Below are 21240 nucleotides of genomic sequence, written 5' to 3' on the forward strand. Positions count from 1 at the left end.
TGCCTGTTCCGGCCCTTCGCGGCTGAAGCCGCTCCTACAGGTACCGCGCGATCCCTGTAGGAGCGGCTTTAGCCGCGAAGGGCCGGAGCAGGTCACACAGCATCAGTCGTAGATCACCCGCTTTTTCCAGGTCTCGTCCTCATCGGTCTTGAGCCCCTGGGTCAGTTCGTTCTGCTCGTTCTCCGCCGGCTCCATCTTGTCCAGCACCTGGGCATTGGCCCGGGCCAGCAGTTTCTCCAGGTACGTCAGCTGCTCTTCATACACTTTCGGCTCCGGCTGCTTGCGCAGGTACTGCACGCCGCGCTCGAAGGCCAGCCGCGCCTGGCCCGGCTGTTCTTGTTGCAGCGCCTGCTGGCCGAGGTTGTTGAAGAACTCGATATGCAGCAGCACCAGGATGTGGCGGATCTCCCTGACCCATTGCTTGCCTTCGTTGGCCGACAGCACGTTCTCCTGGGTGGCCTTGACGATCTGGGTGTGCAGCGCTTCGAGCAGGAAGCGCACATCCTTGGCCTTGACCTCGGTCTGGATCGGGCTGGGCGGGTTGTTCACCGGGATCCTTTCGCCCTGGCCGATCAGCCCCTCGAGTTCGGCGATGCGCGCCTTCAGTTCGCTGCTGTGCTTGTCCAGCGCCAGGCGCCGCTGGTTGAGGTTCAGCTCCAGGCGCGCCAGCACCAGCTTCAGCGCCGGGGTCATGAACTGGCCGGGGAAGGTCTCGGTGATTTCGCCACAACGGCGGACCCGATCGGCCAGGTCGACCTTCAGTCGCGCACGTTCGAGCTTGCTGTTTTCGACCACGTTGTTGAGGTAGCCGATCACGATCAGCAACGCGATACCCGCCACGATGAGCAGAGTGATCAGAAGTGGTGTCACCGTTAACGCCTCATCAAGAAGTTTTGCTTAATAGAGTGTAGTGCCAGCAGCCGCTGCCGCGAAGGGACCGGCGCGGCCGCCTTGTTGCACTTTGTCGGCTGACCGCCGCATTCCTCGAGTGATGGCACTTTGCGACGACTGTGTCAGAAAATCAACGCCAATCCTTCGGCACGCCTTCGCGGCGTCTTCTATATGGGCCGAAGTCATTGATTTAAATAAATTTATAGAAAGGGGTTGACGCCTGTTCGAAGCCTCCATAGAATGCGCGCCACTTGCAGCGTAAAGCACACAGCGAAACGCGGCAGGGAGTGAAAGCAGGCAGTAATGCCAGCAGTGTGTCCCCTTCGTCTAGTGGCCTAGGACACCGCCCTTTCACGGCGGTAACAGGGGTTCGAGTCCCCTAGGGGACGCCAAATTGCGGGAATAGCTCAGTTGGTAGAGCACGACCTTGCCAAGGTCGGGGTCGCGAGTTCGAGTCTCGTTTCCCGCTCCAGTTTCTCCGGCAACGCTTAACGGCGGGGCAGGAAAAGAAAATCCAGGCTGAATCGTGAGGTTCTGTTCTGGTGCACTGAAAAGTGTCGTGTGTCCCCTTCGTCTAGTGGCCTAGGACACCGCCCTTTCACGGCGGTAACAGGGGTTCGAGTCCCCTAGGGGACGCCAAATGCGGGAATAGCTCAGTTGGTAGAGCACGACCTTGCCAAGGTCGGGGTCGCGAGTTCGAGTCTCGTTTCCCGCTCCAGTTTAAATACTGTGGCGTCTATGCGGTGCAGTGGTGGTGGAGGTCTTCATGGTGCTTCACGCCGGTAGCGGTAAAAGCTTCACAATGCGGGAATAGCTCAGTTGGTAGAGCACGACCTTGCCAAGGTCGGGGTCGCGAGTTCGAGTCTCGTTTCCCGCTCCAAATCGAAGAACGAAGAAAGGGACGCAAGTCCCTTTCTTCGTTTTCGCCTTTCTGAAATTGGCCTGCCGAGGCGCCCTGTCGCAAGGCGCCTGTGGTTTGCTCACTTGTAGCTGATGGTGAATTTCAACGAGGCCTTCGCCAGGCCAGCCTTCACCTGGGAGTCGAGCTGGAAGTAGCGTGCCTTGAAGTTCAGAACGGTTTCGCCGACATTCAGTTGTTTCACCTCGACGGCTTTCTGTAGCGGCAGTGTCCGCCCGTCACCGTGCATGATCTGAATACCGAAGCCGTCAGCGGTGGAACCCGTGCCCAGGCTGAAGACCCCCTGATCGGCGTCTACCACCGATGAGCCGTTGGTGCCGTCCAGTTCGATATGGGCGTAGGTCGTCGGCGCGGTACTGTCATCATCGCAGTCGCTGAGGCTAATGTTGAACGCCACCTCGGTGCCCACTGGCCCCGGGCCGGTAAAATCAGCGAGCGTGTGATCTGCAAACTTGACCGGGCCGGCGCTGACCGGCTTGCTCAGCAATTTGCATTGCGCTTGCCTGATCTTGCCACGTACGCGGAAGTCCATGACCTTGCCTAGGTCATTGGTAAGCCCGTGGAACAATTCTCTGTCCAGGTCGTATTCGCCTGCAGGCGTCGGGCCGGTCTTGACCAATTCCAAGGTGCCTCTGAAGACGGACAATTTCGCAGGGAATGGTGTGTCCACGCGCATGGTGCCATTGTAAGGAATGGTCAGAGTGCCGTCGTCGGATGTGAACGAATTGTCCGCCGTACCGTCGAAGGGGAAGCCCACGGTGACGATGGCACCGATACCGTCGATGTTGGTGCGTAGCACTTTGTCGGCAAAACGCTGACCCTGAACAGGCACACCCAAGGCCATCGCCGTTGCGGCGGGCATGCTGAAGGTCGTAGGAGTCGAGGGCTCATAAAAACAGTTCAGTGTGGCACTCGCGTCGTTCGAAACACGCAAGGGGAGGGTGGCAATCACTGTCCCGATTGGGGCGTCTCGGGGTACCCAGCGGGTGCCCGCATCAAAATTGAAGCTCATGTAATTAGCGCCCGTTTCCCAATTGCATCTGGCCTGTGCCTCGCTGCAGAGCAGCCCCAATGCCAAGGCGCAGGCAGCGGTGGCGGCAGGGCGCGGTGCCGTGCATCGAAATGTGCTCATGAGGTGTGTTCCTGGTGATTCATGTCGGTTTGGGTTGAAGACGCTGCATGCCGGGGTTGGCAGGTTAACGTTTGCAGGCGGTAGCCATTGACCTGGGGTATGTCGCCGGGGTGGACCGTCACCTGGCATTCGCGGGTGGCTTGGTCTACCCACCGCGCGTGCAATTGCTGGGGCCCTGGTTCATCGCTGGCGACCAGCGCCTGGCCGGCCTGGCCGACCACGGCCAGGACATTGCCCTGGGCATCGCTTATCTGTGTGCCGAAGGGCAGTGGGCGCCCGTCCGCCCCCTGCAGGGTCAGGACCATGCGCATCACCTGGCGGCTGGGGAAACTGGCTTTGACGATGGCGCCCCGGCGCGGTACGACCTGCTGCGTGGCATTGTCGATGATGGTCTCCGGCGAAAGTTCGTCGGTATCCAGCAACAGCGAATTCAGCCGGTAAGGGCGCAGGTTCGGTGACAGCAGGTAGCCCTGGCGGTTGGCCTGGCTCGACGGCGTGTTTGCCAGGGTGATGCCGGCAACGTCAGGCACGTGTACCAGGGCGCTGGTCTCGCCCATGTAAGGGCCCAATACGATGCCCGAACCATGGGCCAGCAGGGCACCGCTGGCGTTGAGCGACACGCTGCGGTAGTCGGCACCCTGGGTGTAGCCGCCCCCATAGCTGACGTTGGTCCCTTGATGGGCCAGGGACAGTGCGCCACTGGTGTTGTTTTGCTGGTCGTTGCTCAGCGATACCTGGTAGCCGAGCTGGTTGTTCATCATTCCGCCGCTTAGGCTGGCACGTTCGCTGTAGCGGCTGTCATGGCGTTGCAGGTCGAAACTGGCGGTATGGCGGCTGCCGAAATCCAGGGGCAGTGACAGGCTCAGGCCGAACATGCGGTTATCGCCGGTGTTGTCGGTGAGGGCCTGGGAGGCGAACAGGTTGATGCTCACGTCACGCCAGCGCGTGTTGTACTGCACCTGGTACTGACGGCGTTGGGCAGTGCTGCCCCAGTAATCATCCTGCGAGAACGTAAGGCTCAGCGAGCCATTGCTGACATTCTGGTAGACCGAAGCTTCCAGTCGGCTGCGGCGGTTGCCCAGGTAATGCACGGACTGGTTGCGTTCCCGGACGGCCTCGACAAAATCGCGGTAGCCTTCAGTCGAATAACGGTAGCCGGCGAAGCGCAGATTGGTACCGGTTGCGAAGCTCTTGCCATAACGCGTGGTGAAGCTCTGCCCTTGCACCTGGCCTTTCAAGCTGCCGAGGTCGGTTTGTGCGTGGGTGACGTCGAACGACAGCGCACCCAGGTCGGCGAAGTCACGGGCGACACCCAAGGCACCGGCGCGGTAGTAATCGCTGGTGAACACACCGCCATACAGCGTGCTGTCCCAGACCCCGCCCCGGGCCAGCGTGCCTTCCCAGAACCGTGGCCGGTCCAGGTCCTCGGCGCCGTTGTAGCGGCCCACGGTTGCGCTGTAGCGCCATACATCCTCGCGCAGCAGGTTGCCCAGTGACGAATAGGGTTGGGTGAAACGGCGTACCTGCCCATCGGCCTCTGTGAGGATCACCTCCAGTTCACCATGGCTGGCACCGACACTGAGGTCATCGATGGCGTATGGCCCAGGTGCCACGTAGGTGGAGTAGATCGGGTAGCCGTTGTGCAGCACCTCCAGTTTCGCGCGGGTCTGGGCTACCCCGCGGATCACCGGTGCGTACTGCTGTTCGGTGTCGGAGTACATGTCCAGGTCCGAAGCCAGCCGTGCGCCGACGAAGGGCACGCTGCGAAACACTTCGTTGCCGGTGGAGGTTTCGCCCAGGGTGATGTTGGCCCGCAGCCCCGGCACATCGCTTTGCGCATAAGTGTCGCTGCGGCGACTGTCGAATTGGCCATCGGTGCTGTCACGAAGCGCCTGGGTGCTGCGCAGGCGCCAACCGGCGACATTGATGCCGCTGTTCAGGTACAGGTCCTGGCTGCTGCGGCGGCGGCCGCTGTCGCTGCTGTAGTGCTGTGCCGATACCTGGTAGTTGACGAACGCGGCATTGATGCCGGCATCCCAGCGCGCTTCGGGTACTGACCCTGCGGTGTGCCGGCGCAGGGCGATCTGGGGGATGGACAATGCCAGGTGCAGGCGTTGTGGGTCGAAGTCGGCCCGTGCCTGGGGTACCAGGGTGGCCAGGTCCAGGCAGCTGTCATCGGTGGGCAATGGCGTATCGAGGGCTTCTTCGCGCAGGTCGAAGGCGCGCAGCAGTTCGCCGGTCAGGCAGGCCTGCAGGCCTTGACCGTCGTTACTGTGAATGTCGATCTCGCGTGTGTAGGGCGTGGTGTGATTGACCACGACCTGCACGCGGTAGCGCCCGGCTGCCAGAGGGGCTTGCTCGGCCAGCGCCTGCAGGGCAAAGGCGCCGGCCTCGCTGGCCTGGCCTGCGGCCTGGTGCATGAACTCGGCCTGGAAGCGCGGCGTAGCGGCGAAGGTTGGTGTGATCGACAGCAGTAGTAATGAACTGCCCACTAACGCGGGCAGTGGAGGTGTCCAGGCAGGCCTGCGACAGTGAAGCTTGGGCATGGAAGGTCCCTAGGGCACCCTTGGCTCCGGGGCTGAGGCAGGAGCTGGGGCTTGGCTGTATGCAGAAGGCGGCATGCATCAGGGGAGGCTGACGGCGCCGGGTTCGGGACAGACAGGGTAGGGAGGGAGGTCTGAGGCGGATGTAGGAACAGTCTTGCGCGCTGTAGAGAGATATGGACAGGGGAGGGGGGACTCCCGGCGAATATCGCAGCCGGGAGCGCCGTCTGGTTGGAAAAGCTATGCGTCTTGTAATGTGAGAGCGGTGGAGCGTGTCGGGTCGGGTTTGAGGATCAAGACCATGGTCGGACCGTCGGTTTGTTTACGTGAACGGGCGTCCTTACGTATCGATAGTCTCCTTGACTACCAGAATCAGACGTTGACAAAGATGAAGCGGGCACCGGTGCAGATGAAGGTGGTGTTTGCAGCGCCGGGGTGTTTCCGGGCGAGAGGGGAGTCATCTGTATGGCTTCAGCGTAAGTTGGCAGCGTTGCCCTGTCGTAAGATGGAGGTGGAATTAATGCATTCAAACGAGTTGCCTGTACACGTCGGTACGCTTCTAAAAGATCCGGGGGGGTTGTCATAGGATTGCGGTTCGCTGGAGGGTTGGATACTCCCCTTGGGACACTTGAGGATCTAGAACCATATAGTTGAGTTTTTTTTCTGGCTATGCCCACTAAAGTAAAAGCTACGCCAATGGCGCTGATTACCGCACCTACACTAGTGAGTGTATTTGAAACTTTAGAGTTGTTCTTTTCAAGTATTGCTCCCGCGAGCTGTATGCCTAAGCCGATAGCTTGCGTAGCCATACCGGCCCAGGCTATGGGAGATACGGCTGCCAAAGGGACACCAGATAGTGAGAGGAAGACTGATCCAAGGAGTATGACGCCAAATACACCCACCATGCCCCATTTCGCGCCCTTTACCGCTCTGTCCACGTCATCTTCGTACTCAGCCACGCCACTGTCAGCGAGCGGCTGCACCTTATGCCCGGTAGGGTCCCCCCACCTGACTGGGTTGCCCAGGGCATACAGGTAAGGGTTGGGCCCGACCTCTTCCGGTGGCATTGAGTCGGGGCTGTTGAAGCCCAGTTCCGGGGTGTAGGCGCGGTAACCGCTGCCCAGCAGGTAGCAGCCCGTGGCCTCCTCACGCAGCTCGCCGTTGAACGCCAGCAGGCAGTGCATGCCGTTGTCGTCCTGGCGTTCGCCATGGGCGGTGTAGCTGGCGGGGCGGGTACCTTTGGCGTCCACCTCGGTGACGATGCTGCCGGCATTGTCGGTCAGCAGCAGCAGCGGGTCGCTGGGGGCGTCCGAGCGCTGCACGGCCAGGGCATGGGTGTCACCCAGCAGGTACTGGGTCAGCAGGCTGCCTTCCAGGGTGGCCTCCAGCCGATGGTCCTGGTAGCGCCGCTGTACCTTGCGGGCCCCGCCACCGTGCACGCTGGCCAGCAACTGGTCATGGCCGTCGTACAGGTAACTCACCCGTTCACTGCCGTCTTTCTCACGTACACGCTCCAGGCGGCCTCGCAGGTCGTACTCCATCGGGCGCCCTTGCTCGTCGTTGAGCCTGTTGCCGCGCGCGTCGTAGGTGAAGGCCTGTGTTGGCGGGTAGTCTCCGAGGGTGTGGGTCACCTTGGTCAACTGGAAGCTGTCGTCGTTTGCATAGCTGAATTTCGCGGTGTCCTTGCTGCCATCGGCAAACCGCGTCAGGCAGCGCTCGAGGTTGTCCATGGCATCGAAGTCGTAGGTCTTGGCGCAGATGGCGCGGCCCTTGGCATTGCGCGGCAAGGCCTGCCAGCGTTCGCTCGTCTCGTCCTCTTTGTCCCAGTCGCCCAGGTAGTCCTGGATCACCAGGCGGTTGAGTGGGTCATACTCGAACACTTCCTGGCGCAGGCACTCGTGTTCGTCCGCATCGGTGAGGTTGTAGAGGGTGCGTGACTTCAATGTGGTGCCGTCCAGCCATTGCAGCTCCAGCATTTGCGTCTGGTCGGGGGTTTGCAGCGTGCGCCGGTGCTCACGGCCCAGGTCGTCGTAGGTCTGGGTGGTGCGCACATAACGGTTTTCCGGGTCGCGGGTGTCACGGGTGGTGAGGGTGTGCAGCCGGCCCATGCTGTCGTAGGCGAGCACGGCCTGCAGGTGGCCCTGGGTGACGCTGGTCAGCCGCGCCAGTGGGTCATGCTCGTACAGGCAGGCGTCGCCGTCGCTGTGCTTGCGATAGCGCAGGCGGCCTTGCAGGGAGTGACGGTTGTCGATGGTGTACTGCTGCGCATCGCTGCCGTTCCATTCTTCCCGGGCCAGGTACCCCTGGTCGGTGTAGGCGTAGACGCGGTCACCCTGCTCGTTGCCGGCGCTGACCACTTCGGCACTGCTGGGGCGGTACGCGAACGTGGCTTCGTTGGCGGCCTGTGGCCCTTGCGCGTCTTCCAGGGTGGTGCTGATCAGGGTGGGCTCGGCGGTCAGTGCCGGCTTGTATTCGTAGCGCTCGACCTGTTTGGGCTTGTCTTTGTGGGCCGGGTCGGTGTTGCTGAAGGTGCGGGTGCTCACCAGGTCGGTCTGGTCGCGGTACTGGTAGGTTTCCACACGCGGGCCAACCGTTACGCTGGTCAGGCGTTCGAGCCCGTCGAAGCTGCGTTTGCACACCGGCTGCGGCGCTGCGCCGCTTTGCGCGCGGATTTCCAGCAGGGTGGTGAGTTCTGCGGTACTGCGTTCGTCAAAGGTGCGCGTCAGCACGCTGCCATCGGGGCGCACGGTTTCGAAGTGGCGTGTCCAGGCGTCATACCGGTATTCGGTGACGCGCGGCTTGATGTTGTGCTCGGGCGCGAAGCTCAGGGTTTCCTTCACGGCCTGGCCCAGGCCATCGTAGAGGTAGTCGATGCGGTCGACTTCCACCGGCTTGGCGCCTGCTTCGGCGTCGGCGGGCAGGTGCAGGCTGTATTCGTAGACCGGTTTGTCGAAGCGGTTGTACTCCACCACGCGGTGTTTCTGCCTGATGCCCGGCTGGTCGGGGCTTTCCTGCCACTGCTCGATGTGGTTGCCGTCGGCGCCGAAAGGCGAGAACAGGGTGACGAGCTTGACCCCATCCGGTTTCAGCTCCTCGCATCGGTGCCCCCAGGCGTCGTAGCGGTAGTGCGAGGTCAGCGCGATGACCTGCTCCTTGGCGTTGTCGCTGCCGGGCGCGGTGGGCAGGTAGTCGAACTGGGTCTCGCTGTCGACACGGCCGAGGGTGTCGTAGGTTTTTTCCCAGACCTTGCGGGTGATCCGGGTACTGGACTGCGGGTCGTCCAGCGCGACCAAGGTGCGCTCTTCGCGGACCGGGCGGTTGAGCCCGTCATGGTAGGTGCGGATGACCACCTTGTTGACGTCGGTGGTCTCGGCGTACCACAGGGTGGGCTGGTTTTCCGTGTCCCGGCCATAGCGATAGGTGCGGCTGGCGGTGTCGGCGTCGCCGGGCGCCACGGTCTCGATGCTCGGCCGGTTGACGACGTCGTAGTCGTAGCGGGTTTTCACGCCGTTGCTGTCTTGCGTTTCGATGGGTTGGTCGCGCAAGGCACTGTGCAGGTTGCTGATGGTTCTTTCCAGCGTGCCGCCATGGGGCTTGAAGGTGGTGGTGGTGCGCACCTGGGTCGGCTTGCCGTTGTCATCGTTGCTCTGCTGATAGTGCCATCCGGTGCGCGACACGGCCTTGCCCAGCGTGGTGGTCTTGCAGCCGATGCGCCCATGCAGGAACGCATTGGCGGCCATGTTCAGGTGGGTGATGTCCTCGCGGCGCAGCAGTTTTTCGCCGCCGTCGACGACTTCCAGCTCCTGCACGCTGTCGGCCACCAGCCAGCCGTCGGTGGCCAGCCAGCTGTCGGCCTGCCGGGGTGCCTGGGCGGTGGCCAGCCTGGGCAACGAGCGGTAGGTGTAGCGTGTGCGCAGGACCTTGGCCGGTTCACCCTCGGCCGGGTAGACGGTGAGGCTCTTGAGGTTGCGCTTGAAGCCATCGGGGTCGGGCGGGCACCCCTTGGCACCACTGGCGGGGTAGAACTCGCGCAGCATGATCATGCCGTTGGCGAGCCGTTCCCGCACAAGGTTGCCGTCGGTGTCGTAATCGGTTTCGATCGATTCCTGGCGATGCAGCTTGGTGTCACGCACGGTCCAGGTCTTGGTCACCTTTTTCGGCAACTGCACCCGCACGTCCTGGGAGTCGAAGTTGCCCGCCTTGTCGTGGTACTCGGTGCTGACGGTGAGGATGCAGCCGGCTTCGTCGGTGACCTGCTCGGTCAACAGGTGGAAGCGGTTGAAGGCATGCCTGACGGTTTTCGACACCTTGCCATTCAGGTAGTGGCTGACCGTGGTGTGGTAGTTGTAGCTGCTGCCGGCGAAGCGGTAGAGCTGGTCGCGGTTGGATTGCTTGTCCCAGACCAGGCCGGATGCGCCGTTCCCCAGGAAGTTTTCGCCGCTGTACTGGTAGGTGGTCTTGATCGCGTCCTTTTCGTTCCGCGGGTCGGGGATTTCCAGGTGCTCGATCACATGGGGCAGGTACTCGTCGATGCCGGGGTACTGGTGGCCGCGCTCCTTGTAGTCGATGCGCTCTTCGCCGCCGAAGGGCCGGGAGACCCGCAGCAGGACAGGCATGCCGGCCATGCGGTCGTATTGGAAAGTCCATTCGCGTTGGTCGCTGGCGGGCGTAATCAGGGAGCGCAACTCTTCACCCTCGAACTTCAGGGTGAACTGCTGGTGGGCTTCAGTGTCGGGGTGCACGTGCAATTGCACCTGGCTGTTGCCCTCGAACTGGAGGGTGAGCAGCGATTGATTGAAATCGTCCGTGATGGATACCAGCCGGCCGCGGTCGTCGTAGCACAAGTTGATGCCGAGGCCGGCGAGGGTCTCGACCCGTGTCGGCAGGAATATCGAGTAATCGGCGCGGAGGGGCTCGAGGATTTCGCGCAGGTGGTGGGTGTGTGTGACGAGGAAGCGCGGGGCATCGTGGCTGCCGATGTGCTCGAAGGTGAAGGCCTTGAACTTCTGCTCGTGGATCACGGCTGGTTGGCCCGGGCCCTGGTCGGACACGGCAAAGCTTTCGCCGGTGTACAGGCTGAGCATATGGGTGCGCAGGTCGTAGCGGCTGAACTTGAAGTCCCAGCCGATGCCGTAGCCGGCGTTGAAGATGTTCAGCGGGTTGAAGGTCAGGTCCACGGGCAGTTTGGGGCCTTGCAGGAAGTTGGCATTGAGCGGTGGCACTTCCAGGGTGAAACCGTACAGCCCGGTACGCACGTCGACGCTGCCACGGGTGTAGCTGGCGAAGTTGGTTGCGTTGCTTTGCAGGGTCATGGTTGTTCTCCATGGTCGGCAGCAGCGACAGGCGCGGTGGCATTGGGCTCTCGACGTGGGGCTGAAACCTTGACGATTATTTCGCCGAGTGTGTCTCTGTCTGCAGGTTGTTCAGACTTGTCAACGACCAGAAAGCCGAGCGCGGTGCGTATGAAGCTGTTCTTTGCGTTGCGATTGACATACTGATCAATGTCGTTCTTATCCAGCACTGAGGGCGAATGGGTGGTTTTGAATGTCACCCACCATTTCGGTTTACCGTCCACCCGATCTCTCGACTCCAAGGTAATGGTGGCGGCCGAGGGAATGCCGATCATATGAATCTGCCGTGCTTTAAAACCGGATAGCGAAAATGTCTTAGACCAGTCACTGCCTTCGGCAGGAACTTCGTATGCGCGGTGGTCATCATTCGTGGTGTAAACCGTAATGGTTCCAGCGGTTTTGGCTGTGTCGGGCTGTTTCGGATTCATGGGGCAGTCCTTTCAGGGCTTTGAAGTTGATAGGCGCGCGCCTGTTGCAGGTGCAGAGTAGAAAATCTGGCGTGCGCCGACACCTGGCAAAACTGATAGGTACTTGCACGAGGCCTATGCCTGCGGGTGCTGTCCGCGGCGCGAGAACCTGTTATTTCTGCTAGTTGTGAGGCTGGAACAGAGCCTTTATAACTTTCTCGCATTCGATTGAATTGACCGCTGCTGCAGGCAGTTGGTCAGCCCGGTGCGAAAGCGAGGAAGCAGTTATGAATCAAAAGCTTGAGGGGCTGGAAGAGCCTGTTATCCCGTTGCGAAATGACAGGAAAGAGATCGATCTTGAGCGGGTGGGTACGGACGATCTGGAAACTATCATCCAGTACACCGGCATGGCCGAGGAAGATGTAGTTTCAATCGATTGGTGGGGCGTGAACGATTTTGGCGAGTCTTTTGATGCCAAGGGTACGTTTTTTCCTTCGGACGATGACGTAAAGAATGGGCTTAAGGTGCGAATCAGGAATGATATTGTTACCAAGGCCAAAGACGGCGAGGCATTTTATTCCTATACCGTGAACACCGGGACCGAGATCCTGCAGTCACGTCGGGTTTTCTCTTTCATTGGGGTAAGGGCAGCGGCAAGTCCCGAGGGTTTGCCTGTCGCTCTCGCCCTTGAATCGCACGAACTGTTCATACAACCACAAGATCTGGATACGGCAGGGGTGACATTTGTCGTGCCTTCTTATCAAACGCTGACAATAGGTGACATCATCAAGTTCACCTTGATAGGGTTCGATGAAGAGGGTGAGGAGCAAAAACCTATTACCGGTCAGTTGGAAGTGACTAAAGAGCATCTGGATAACAAGGCCCTGACCTTCACCGTCGGCAAGAATGAATTTCGGTTTATCGACCCAGGTCGTGCTGAAGTCTTTTATGAAATTGTTTTCGGTGGTGAAAAAAATGCCAAGTCACGCAAGCAGGTCGATTATAAAGTTGATTCCGTTGATGAAAAAACAGTCCAGTCACCCAAGCAGATATTCGTAGTCGACTCTGAAGCAACCTTGCCTGGTTACTTGCCTGAACCGATTATCGACGGCCATAGTCCGGGTAACGAACTGCCCCCTGAAAACTTCAGGAATGGTTTGACGATCGTCGTAAAGGGTTACCCCGATATGGCGATCGCGGATCGGGTCACGTTGAGCTGGCGTAGCCCTGTGCGCGATTTCCTGCAGACCATTCGCGTGGATGCCAGTACTGAAGTCGTAGGTGATGTCTCTTTTCATATCCCGTTCGATTACCTGGCCGAGAACCAGGGAGCGACCGTCAGGCTTTCCTACCTTTATGGCCGTGAAGGCGCCGGGCAGCGTTCACTCGAGCTGTCGGTCAAGGTAGGCATCATGCGCGTACTGTCTGCACCGAATGTCATCGATGCAAGCCCGGACGCAAAGGACCGCGGCACTCTGGATGCCAACGATGGGCTCAGCGGGGTTTGGGTGGAACTCCCGGACGTGCTGTTGCCGGGCGAACGGGCGCAAGTTGAATGGCGCGGCTGGCCTGGGTATGGCGAGTACACCGCCAAAACGCCTGATTTCGACAATCCGCTTCGCTTCCACATCCCGGCCGAATACGTGCCAGCGAACATGGGCCGGGGCCCGACCGATGAGGGCCGGCGTTTCGAAGTGGTGTACCAGGTATACGGCGGTGGTGCCCCGAGCGAGTCTGATCCCTATCACCTGCGTATCAAGCCCGTGCAGATAGGTGAATATCCGCAAATTGCAATTGTATGTCCGCCGGTGACTGACCGTAACTTGTACTTGTCCGCAGTGCCCGAAGAGGGGGCCGATCTTGAATTGGATAACTGGGTATTTGCTCGCGAAGGCGATTTGATCGAGTTGTCAATAACTGGCGTGACACCGCCTGATAAACCGGGCGAAGAGGATGGCAAGCTGAAAGAGATTATCCGTGACGCGTCTGAGCCTGTTACCGCGGAGGAGGCAGAAAATGGTATCAAGGCAAAATTGGACAAGCAAAAAATATTGAAAAGGCTGAAGTTCGACACGCCCTTTACGTTGCATGTACGGTTGAGCTTTGACGGTGGGGCCCACTACATCAATCTGAAGAGTTTGTCGCCTACATTGAAACCTTGAGTTGATTTTTTATGCCCAGTCGGGGCCAGGGTCAGCTTGAGGCCGAAGGCCTGCACTGGGTGTTCGTTATCGGAGGATATAGTAATGGCACGACCAACGAGAGCACAGTTTCGTAAGTATATGGATCAGGGGCCATGCACGTTTGGATGGCATGCAGTGTTGGTTTTGGACCGCTGGAGAACCAACGCGATACTTGCGCAGGAGCATCTGGAATTTCTCATCGGCGGAGAATGGCTACCTTTGATCACTCTGAAGACCGACAGGGATAATGGTACTTGGCGTGAAATCGAGAACATGCAGTTGGATCGGCCTGTTCTTTCCTTTGCAAACGCTGACCTTGGAATGTCAAAGGCCCGTTTGAGCATGAATGTGCTGGGTGGTATTCTCAGAGAGTATCGGCAAGTTCCCGGCAGTTCTCAGCCGGAGTTGGTCGAATACTCCTTTATGGACCCCTTGAGCGCACCCAAGCTCCGCATGGACATATTGCTCAAGGAAACCGGTGACGGCTTCGTCAGTGAAGAGGGGGCTGTAGTATTCGATCTTTCGAATGGTACGGGATACACATTCGAGGCCACCGGCTGGGAAGAGATGAACCAGAAGCTGGGGGCGGCGCTTCAGAAATATTTCAAAGAAATATGGCCGAAAGACAAGCAGGTGTGGGAGCTTAATGTTCTCAAGCCTGTTGAGGGTCAACTCAATCCTGTCAGATTCAGGGTGCGCACGCATCCGTTGGTGGGGGCTATGGAACTCAGTCAGGTCAGTGCGGAAGAAATCCCTGAAGGGGTACTTTACGTGGGTATTTCTTTTTTGCGCGATGTGGTTGGGAACTTTCCGGACAAAAATAGTGATATTCCTTACTATCTGTTCGAGCCTAGAAATTCTAGTGATGCCCCCTACTCGATGGGTATTATATTGTCCAATGAGGCCTGGGTGCGGCAGGTCTTGCTCAAGCACATCTTGGCGATACCGGAGCTTTCGGGGCTTGAGTACACGCTGGAGAAAGAGTCAGGTTTTTATCGGGAGATGACGTTTAAGGCCTCGATTTTCAATGTGCCCACCGAGGACAAAAATTATCCAGATCCGGGCTTTGAGGAAGGGGGGTGGAAATATCAGCGTCAGTATCATTCTGGACTCAATTTTGATGCTGTAAAACTATATGTAAATTTTAGTGGAGGTAAGATTTCAGTTGGGGTGAATATTGACGCCCCTGTGGACTTTTCATGCACCTTCTGGCTAGGCGGGTCTGGGGGGGTGGGAGGGGGAGGATGGTTTACCGCTGACCGTCCAGGTAGAGTAAAATTAAACTTTAAAAAAGATTACCCTATTAGGCTTTTGGATAACGGTTCGTTGAAGGTCGAAGCTGGGGCAGCTGTAGAAGAGGCAGAAATTACAACGGATGTTTCGGTTGGCTTCAATTATGCATCCAAATACTATGTGCTTACAAAATGTAAGAACAGATTCATTGATCCTATCCGTGCTGCGTTCAGAAGTATTACCAATGCTCTGGATAATGCAGGTATAGAGGTGGACCTATTCCGCCTGAATGGTCTGGTTTTCAGAAGCGAGGATGTTGCCACGCCTCGCGATGGCGAGTTCGCCGATGATTTCGCGCTGATGGGCGACCTGACCCCGAAATACTCTTTGGCCTTGACTCCATTTGAAAACACGATTGCAGCAAGTGATACCTTCAAGTATGACGACTTGCCAGAAGACGTCGGCGAAGTGGTTTGGACGCTCAGGGCATTACCGAATGAGTCGCCCAAGAACCTTGGCACAATTGTAAATGGGCTTTACACCCCGCCATCGGCGAGTGAGATCGAGGGGGGCTACAAACGAGTGATTGTTACAGCTACTGCTGGAGATAAAAAGAGCAGCGCATTGGTGACCGTCGTGCCGGCCAGCATTTCCGTATATCCATATTTCCTGATTGCGCACTTTGACCCTGATGAAGAAGGCGAGCCGACCCCACGCTCTGTTCTGAGGGGGGGTGAAATCAAGCACGACCTGACCTGGTCCATGGCCGCCGGCAGCAAGGGTACCATACGAAAGCCTATGGATGACGACGATCTGGAAATTCCCGAGGACAAGGATGTACGCATTTATCTGTCCCCCAAAAGGGTGCCGGATGCTGGCGCAATAGAGGCGCTTGTTCATCTAGACCGGGTGGAGGTTTCGGCCGGTGGGCTGAAACAGAGCATCGATATCGTCATACCTTGGCGTGAAGCGTTTGGTCATATCAAGGCCGTACAGACTGAACACGGAGGCAAAAGGGTCGTTAAGCTGGAACTCTGGTACTACGATGCGGGGCAGGGTAAGGAACTTTTAATTGAGCCTGAGGAATTAACATGGGCGGTGCTGAGGGGAGAAGGCACTATCGATTCCAGTACGGGTTATTATGAAATACAAGACTCCGAGGGCCCTTATATTATTGTTGCGTCCCGAGAAACGGATGTCGAACGTAACCCTGTCTGGTCGTACTCGGTCATAGTGTTGAGCAACACCGTCAAACGCGCCATCGCCGTTGTATCTGATGAGGGAGAGATCTGATCATGGCCGTTAATACTAAATCAGCCTTACTCACTGAACTTGCCAAGGGGCCGAGGGATTACGGTTGGGGAGCGATCCTTGCGCTTGGGCGGGATACGCTCACGGCATTGCTGCAGAACACGTTTTCTGACCGCTTGAGCCGAAACGATTTCATCCCTCCCATTGCTGGGTCTTATTATCTTGATGAGCGTCAAAACGACCAGGTGATTTTCGAGGGCCTTATGTTCGGCCCGCCGTCCTTGTCCTTTGAACAAGCCTCAGGCCAGTCCAACAAGGTCGTTGTGCAGATGGAACTGATTGCAGGGCGATGCGAGAACTGGTCGGTGGCTCCGGGTACGGTGAAACACCTGCGTAGGATCCATCGGCTGGTACCAGGCCTCGGCCAGCGGCTGGAGTTCACGGCCAATCTGGTGATATTGCCGCTGGAGGCGCCGGGCGAGAAACAACTCCAGTTCGCACTCGATTTAAGCAGTGCAACGGATCCGCGCTGTAAGCTTTCTTCGGAAGCGGCAGAGCCGATGGGGAAGTTCATGCTGAAGCAGCTGATGGCTCAATCAGCGTTCAAACAGCCGTTTGTGTTCATGACCGCAGTACCGCACTGCAAGGATGCCTTCACTATTGTTGATGTTTCCCCTATTACCCAAAGGGCTCCCGAGGGCGCTGGCACCGGAAGTTCACCTGAGAGTGATGGGGCCGCCCTGTTCCTGCTGCACATGTCGGGTACAACCAAAAGAGGCTCGACTCCTGGTGCGATGCCGTACCTGTTGCCGCGCAAGGTCGACAGCGTGGCTGAAAACATGGGCGCTGCTTTGCTGGTCAGCAAGCTCAGGGGCCAGATTGCAACGGAGCAAACCCGCCGGATCTGCTCGCAACTTGTTCTGCCTGGCGGGCAGACCCTGGATGTCTCCGATGTGCACCACCCTCACGACCTGATCGGTTTTGGTGGTCTGAAGGCAAGTGCCAGGATGGCTTGGCTTTCACCGGGCCTGAGCAGCATCGCAGCGGGCGAGCGTGTCACCTTCACGACCAACGGCGCCCAGATGTATGACTGGCAGGCGCGGGACATCTCTTTCCCCCGGGCTGCAGGGTCAGCTACCGACAAGGCCTACCAAGCCAGGCCCGTCGAGGAGAGTGGCAGCGCTCAGCGTGTAACTGTAGTGACGGCCAAGGTGTCGGAGGAAGCTGATGCTGCAGCGCGGTCAGCATTGGTGATCGAGTCTGTGGAACCGCTGACGATTTCACCGCGCGTGGCCAGCTGGTATCCCAACTATCCGGACGAGATTGTCCTGCGTGCAAGTGGCGGCAGCGGCCTCAAGTGGAAATTGCTGGAGACTGAGTTCGGTACCATCGTGTATGACCCCAATGACCCTCGCGAGGCAACCTTCAAGCCAACAAGGTTGGATAATCCACCCTTCGTCCGTGTGCAGCGTATTGAAGTCAGCGAAGGCGACAAAACGGGCCATGCCACGATCGTACTGTTTGGGGTTGGCCACGTGCTCAATGTCAAGCCGAACCCTGTCCCGCGCATAGTGCCGGGCGCTACCCAGAGTTTCAGCCTGCCGGAGGATGCACCAGCTGATTGGCGCTTGTTTGGCCCCGGAGAAATCAGTGCCAAAGGGGAATACACAGCACCGGCTACAACCGACGAGGAAGCAAGTGTCGTCGTGGCATTTGACGGGCCTTTCGCCGGCGCGGTCATCATCGAGCACCAAACCCCTGCTCCGGCACAAGCGTTGTCGCTGAGCGAACGGTGGAAAACCCTCAAAGAGTTCAGCCTGCGGCTCAACAATAACAATAGAAACCAGGTGTACGCCAATAGGCTTGGACAGGTTGGCATAGATGTTATTCTGCAAACCCATTCGTTCAAAGACGAGCATGGCAACGAGGTGTGGGACCCGGTGGATGATACGGAGCTCAATACACTGGTACTGCTGGATGAGGCTAACAACCCGGTGCCTTGCTTGACGGGAGATCAAATAGGTATTCCGGAAGGCAGCCCGAACAAGTGGATGTTCACTCGTCGGCGCCAGAACAAGTATCATTATTTCCCAGTCAACCAAGGACATGAGGTGTTGGACCCGGTGGATGAAACGGAGCTCAATTCACCGGAACTCCTGGATGAGGCTAACAACCCGGTGTCTTGCTTGACGGGAGATCAAATAGGTATTCCGAAAGACAGCCAGTACAAGTATGACTATATTCCAGTCAACCCTGGACATGAGGTGGAGCCCAAGGACGAAGGCGTGGAGCGCATTCCGGGGGAAGATGAAGGTAGACGTGTCGTCACATTCTTTGTGCACTCACACCTCGCGGAAACGGCGAATTTCAGGGCGAGATTCCAGGCGCATACCAAGAAAACGCATTACTCGATCGATACTACGGTAGGTCTCGGTGAAATTCAGTTGGAGGGCGTCAAGCCACCCGTAACAAACCTGGAACTTTTCGAATTTCCAAAACAAATGGGCAAGCGCGTGGCGAGTGGGCCCGGTGAGATCGTCAAGGAAGATCCCTTCAATTATTACCACTCGACCACCGATTACTGGGAGCTGAGCGGTAAGGGGTTTTACTTCGTCGATGCCAAATTTGAAACCTATTCGATGGTCAAGTGGGAGTCGGAGCAACTCGACGAGACCTTTGCCACCTTTACTGGCAGCGCGTTCAAACCACGGCTGCCTGATGACACAGTGGAGATACCGCCAGGCATTAATTACCAGGCTGAACTGCAACTGCTGGCTGCGGAGCCAACTGTCAACTTCAAGGGGCTTGATTATGACTTCAAAGGCCAGGAGGATGTGACATCCGGTGCGGTGCTGTTTAGCTTGGAGCGAACTTCGAACCTGATCTATTGGGACGACTACGGGGGTACTGAATACCGCAAGGTGTTGCAGGACTCCGTGTTGTTTACCGTAACGGACAATTACGGTAATCAACACGATCTCAGGCTTCTGTTTACAGGTACTATAGACCCGCGAAATTACCTTGAGCTGAAAAAGCAATAGTTACCCGTTGGCGCAAGCAGGCGTGTTGGCTTGCTTGTTTAGCGGGCGCGGGCAGAGGGGCTGCATGGCAGCCCCTTTTTTATTGCCTAGGCAGGGGCATGCCTGCTTCGGTACCTGGTAAAAATGCTAGTTGTCACAGGCAGGGCAAGCACTTAACTTTCTCGTCGGGCAGGTTCGGTTTCAGCTTTCCAACGAAGAGAGAAAATCATGAGCAGCTCCACAAAGAAATATTCGCCATCCGAATGGCTTCGTATCCAATTCCGGCGTGCAATTGCGGCATGGCAACGTGCTCGTCTTCCAGGGCTGCAAAGCGATCTGGGTGACCTGATTATTGATGATGCCCTGCTGGCCGATAAAGACAGTGGTCTGGTACGCAGTGAATACTTGAAGGACGACGCGCACGATTTTATCTTGAGCGTGCCCAAGTGGTTATTTTCCGAAAAGGACACGCTGCGTATCGAACATTCGCGCGATGAGCAACGCTGGACGACGCTTTATGAGGAAACGAAAGATTTCTTGAGTAACCCTGTCGCTGATCCTTATCCTATAAAGCTGGATAAAAGCAAGGATCAGATGCGCTTGCAGGGCACTCATTATTTCAGAACGTGGATCATGAACGACTATGACGATATTTCGACCTCGGATTCGCTGGTCTTGATTTTCGATACGGAACCGCCTTACAAGCATCTGGCACCCACTCCATTCGCCCCTGTTCCGGCGGTGACTGATGCGTCCTTGGAGGCTGCCGGTGGCAAAGTGATCCTTCAGTTGCCTGAGCATAAAGATTGGGAGGAAGGGGATACCGCTTATGTGTACTGGATGAACCGTATTCCCGATAAGTTCGAGGATTTTGACCCGCCCGTTACGAATGTTGTAACAACCGGCAAAGGGCAGTCCGTAGAGATCGATGAGCGTGTTGTTCGAGCGGTCGGCGACGGTGGTGTGTTCATTGCATATGTTCTGGTTGACCGGGCTGGCAACGTCAGTCTCCCTTCCATCTACCAGAGCGTGGCAGTGGCACTTGGCACGCTGCCCACGGTTTTTGAAGATCCCATTGTACCGCTTGCCACGGCAGAAGACGGTTACCTGATCGACCAGCTTGACGCCGATGAAGGTATTGAAGTCTGGGTCAAGGCGGATGTCGCTTTGAAAAGCACCGATCTCGTTGTAGTCGAATGGCAGGGGACGGAACTGTCAGGTGAAATGGTTGGCTCTGCGCCAGGCGAGTACATTCGGATCAAGGTGCCCAAAGATGCCTTGTTGAACGGGTACGGCTCGGGCCCAGGCGAGGTGGATACCAAGGTCAGTTATACAGTGCGGCGGGGGACCCACCCGATGGGTGGTGCCGATACCGATATCGTTGTCAATTTCGAAACCCTGTATCCGGGAGCCCCGGATCCGGAGTGGCCGCTGCCTATTCATCCAGATGCGACAAAGCCAGTTGTTACCGGTCAGGGGAGTGGCCTGCGTGATGAACTGGATGACAGGGATACTGAGCTGGATGCCGCGCTGGAATTTGAGCTTTTCGATTTTGCCGAAACAGATGACACACTTTATTTTTACTGGGGTGGAGAAGCGGCCGTCACCTATACGGTAAAAGATACAGATAACGCCGGTGACTTAATTAAAGTGGATAATGTGCCTTGGGGTACTATTCTCAAGGTGGGCAATCACCCCGCTGTTCCTGTGTATTATGAGGTCTGGCGATCTGGTGTGCCTAACCCCGTGCGGTCTGTTGTTACCGAGGTCAAGGTCGACGCGATTGTCATTAAAGCGCCAGATGCAACATTTGATCATCTAGTCAAAGACGCGGTCACCTGTGTCAGTATTCAGGCAACGAAAGATCACCCTGATGGGGCTGCGGTCGAAGTGCTGATTCCGGATCTCAGCGAATACCTGAAGTACGGTAAGTTCACCAAAATAAGAGTTCATTGGTGGGTCTATCGCGGTAAAAATCCTGCTGAACCTGAGGTGATCATTGAAAAAGTGACGATTGAAGAAGAGGTTGATATCGATGAGGATCATCCTGTAACTGGTTTCACCTACCGTATTCCTTACGATACAAACGTGCTTCCCACTTACGAAGGATCAGACGATCCGGAATACACAAAGTCGAGAGCGAATTTCGAATATACGATTCTAACGGATGAAGAGATCCCTTCAGGAGTGACCAAGGTCCTGCTTGCTTTCATTCCATCATCGGGGGTTTGCGATATCAGTCGCTGATCCGTTACTGGGTGGCTCGCGCATTGTGCACGAAGCGCTTTGCGCGATATCAGTCTTTTCTCT

General features: G+C 57.5%; 9 protein-coding genes and 5 tRNA genes. 9 read left to right on the forward strand and 5 right to left on the reverse strand.

What is annotated here, in order from left to right; all coding sequences use genetic code 11:
• Positions 1-102: 102 nt before the first annotated feature.
• The gene (locus ACIPZ5_RS24800; protein WP_343599590.1) at positions 103-870 is read right to left on the reverse strand and encodes a hypothetical protein; all 768 of its coding nucleotides are present in this window, start codon (positions 868-870) and stop codon (positions 103-105) included.
• A gap of 337 nt (positions 871-1207) precedes the next feature.
• Between ACIPZ5_RS24800 and ACIPZ5_RS24805 the strand changes: the two genes are divergently transcribed.
• The 5 genes from ACIPZ5_RS24805 to ACIPZ5_RS24825 all read left to right on the forward strand — a co-directional run bounded on the left by ACIPZ5_RS24805 (position 1208) and on the right by ACIPZ5_RS24825 (position 1771).
• Positions 1208-1283, forward strand: a tRNA-Glu gene (locus ACIPZ5_RS24805).
• A 4-nt stretch (positions 1284-1287) separates the two neighbouring features.
• Positions 1288-1363, forward strand: a tRNA-Gly gene (locus ACIPZ5_RS24810).
• Between the two features lie 91 nt (positions 1364-1454).
• Positions 1455-1530: transfer RNA gene (locus tag ACIPZ5_RS24815), tRNA-Glu, on the forward strand.
• 3 nt (positions 1531-1533) lie between these two features.
• Positions 1534-1609: transfer RNA gene (locus ACIPZ5_RS24820), tRNA-Gly, on the forward strand.
• A gap of 86 nt (positions 1610-1695) precedes the next feature.
• Positions 1696-1771 (forward strand) — tRNA-Gly (locus ACIPZ5_RS24825).
• Between the two features lie 100 nt (positions 1772-1871).
• On the opposite strand, the gene ACIPZ5_RS24830 is transcribed toward ACIPZ5_RS24825, so the two are convergent.
• The 4 genes from ACIPZ5_RS24830 to ACIPZ5_RS24845 form a co-directional block, all read right to left on the reverse strand.
• The gene (locus ACIPZ5_RS24830; protein ID WP_400811159.1) at positions 1872-2942 is read right to left on the reverse strand and encodes a fimbrial protein; all 1071 of its coding nucleotides are present in this window, start codon (positions 2940-2942) and stop codon (positions 1872-1874) included.
• A complete protein-coding gene (locus ACIPZ5_RS24835; RefSeq protein WP_400811161.1) occupies positions 2939-5488 on the reverse strand; it encodes a fimbria/pilus outer membrane usher protein in 2550 nt (849 codons plus the stop codon). Before ACIPZ5_RS24835 ends, ACIPZ5_RS24830 begins: the two co-directional genes overlap by 4 nt.
• Before the next feature lie 290 nt (positions 5489-5778).
• Positions 5779-10797, reverse strand: coding sequence for an RHS repeat domain-containing protein (locus tag ACIPZ5_RS24840; protein ID WP_400811163.1), 5019 nt, complete (start codon positions 10795-10797; stop codon positions 5779-5781).
• Positions 10794-11264, reverse strand: coding sequence for a hypothetical protein (locus tag ACIPZ5_RS24845; protein ID WP_400811165.1), 471 nt, complete (start codon positions 11262-11264; stop codon positions 10794-10796). The genes ACIPZ5_RS24840 and ACIPZ5_RS24845 overlap by 4 nt, the downstream gene beginning before the upstream one ends.
• Before the next feature lie 266 nt (positions 11265-11530).
• Here ACIPZ5_RS24845 and ACIPZ5_RS24850 point away from each other — a divergent pair, with 266 nt between their 5' ends.
• From ACIPZ5_RS24850 to ACIPZ5_RS24865, 4 genes are all read left to right on the forward strand, one after another.
• Positions 11531-13405: a hypothetical protein gene (locus ACIPZ5_RS24850; RefSeq protein WP_400811167.1), complete on the forward strand. Its 1875-nt coding sequence runs from the start codon at positions 11531-11533 to the stop codon at positions 13403-13405.
• Positions 13406-13489: 84 nt separating this feature from the next.
• Complete coding sequence (locus ACIPZ5_RS24855) at positions 13490-15952, forward strand: hypothetical protein (RefSeq protein WP_400811169.1); 2463 nt, start codon at positions 13490-13492, stop codon at positions 15950-15952.
• Between the two features lie 2 nt (positions 15953-15954).
• Positions 15955-18951, forward strand: a complete 2997-nt coding sequence (locus ACIPZ5_RS24860) for a hypothetical protein (RefSeq protein WP_400811171.1) — start codon at positions 15955-15957, stop codon at positions 18949-18951.
• Positions 18952-19158: 207 nt separating this feature from the next.
• Positions 19159-21177, forward strand: a complete 2019-nt coding sequence (locus tag ACIPZ5_RS24865; protein WP_400811173.1) for a hypothetical protein — start codon at positions 19159-19161, stop codon at positions 21175-21177.
• Positions 21178-21240 lie beyond the last annotated feature (63 nt).

The organism is Pseudomonas sp. NPDC089428, assembly GCF_044749325.1.
GTDB lineage: Bacteria > Pseudomonadota > Gammaproteobacteria > Pseudomonadales > Pseudomonadaceae > Aquipseudomonas.

Excerpts from the sequence above, each read along its gene's own strand:
- ACIPZ5_RS24860 (WP_400811171.1), top strand. The coding sequence starts at position 15,955 with ATGGCCGTTAATACTAAATCAGCCTTACTCACTGAACTTGCCAAGGGG.
- ACIPZ5_RS24855 (WP_400811169.1), top strand. The coding sequence starts at position 13,490 with ATGGCACGACCAACGAGAGCACAGTTTCGTAAGTATATGGATCAGGGG.
- ACIPZ5_RS24865 (WP_400811173.1), top strand. The coding sequence starts at position 19,159 with ATGAGCAGCTCCACAAAGAAATATTCGCCATCCGAATGGCTTCGTATC.
- ACIPZ5_RS24835 (WP_400811161.1), bottom strand. The coding sequence starts at position 5,488 with ATGCCCAAGCTTCACTGTCGCAGGCCTGCCTGGACACCTCCACTGCCC.
- ACIPZ5_RS24845 (WP_400811165.1), bottom strand. The coding sequence starts at position 11,264 with ATGAATCCGAAACAGCCCGACACAGCCAAAACCGCTGGAACCATTACG.
- ACIPZ5_RS24840 (WP_400811163.1), bottom strand. The coding sequence starts at position 10,797 with ATGACCCTGCAAAGCAACGCAACCAACTTCGCCAGCTACACCCGTGGC.
- ACIPZ5_RS24850 (WP_400811167.1), top strand. The coding sequence starts at position 11,531 with ATGAATCAAAAGCTTGAGGGGCTGGAAGAGCCTGTTATCCCGTTGCGA.
- ACIPZ5_RS24830 (WP_400811159.1), bottom strand. The coding sequence starts at position 2,942 with ATGAGCACATTTCGATGCACGGCACCGCGCCCTGCCGCCACCGCTGCC.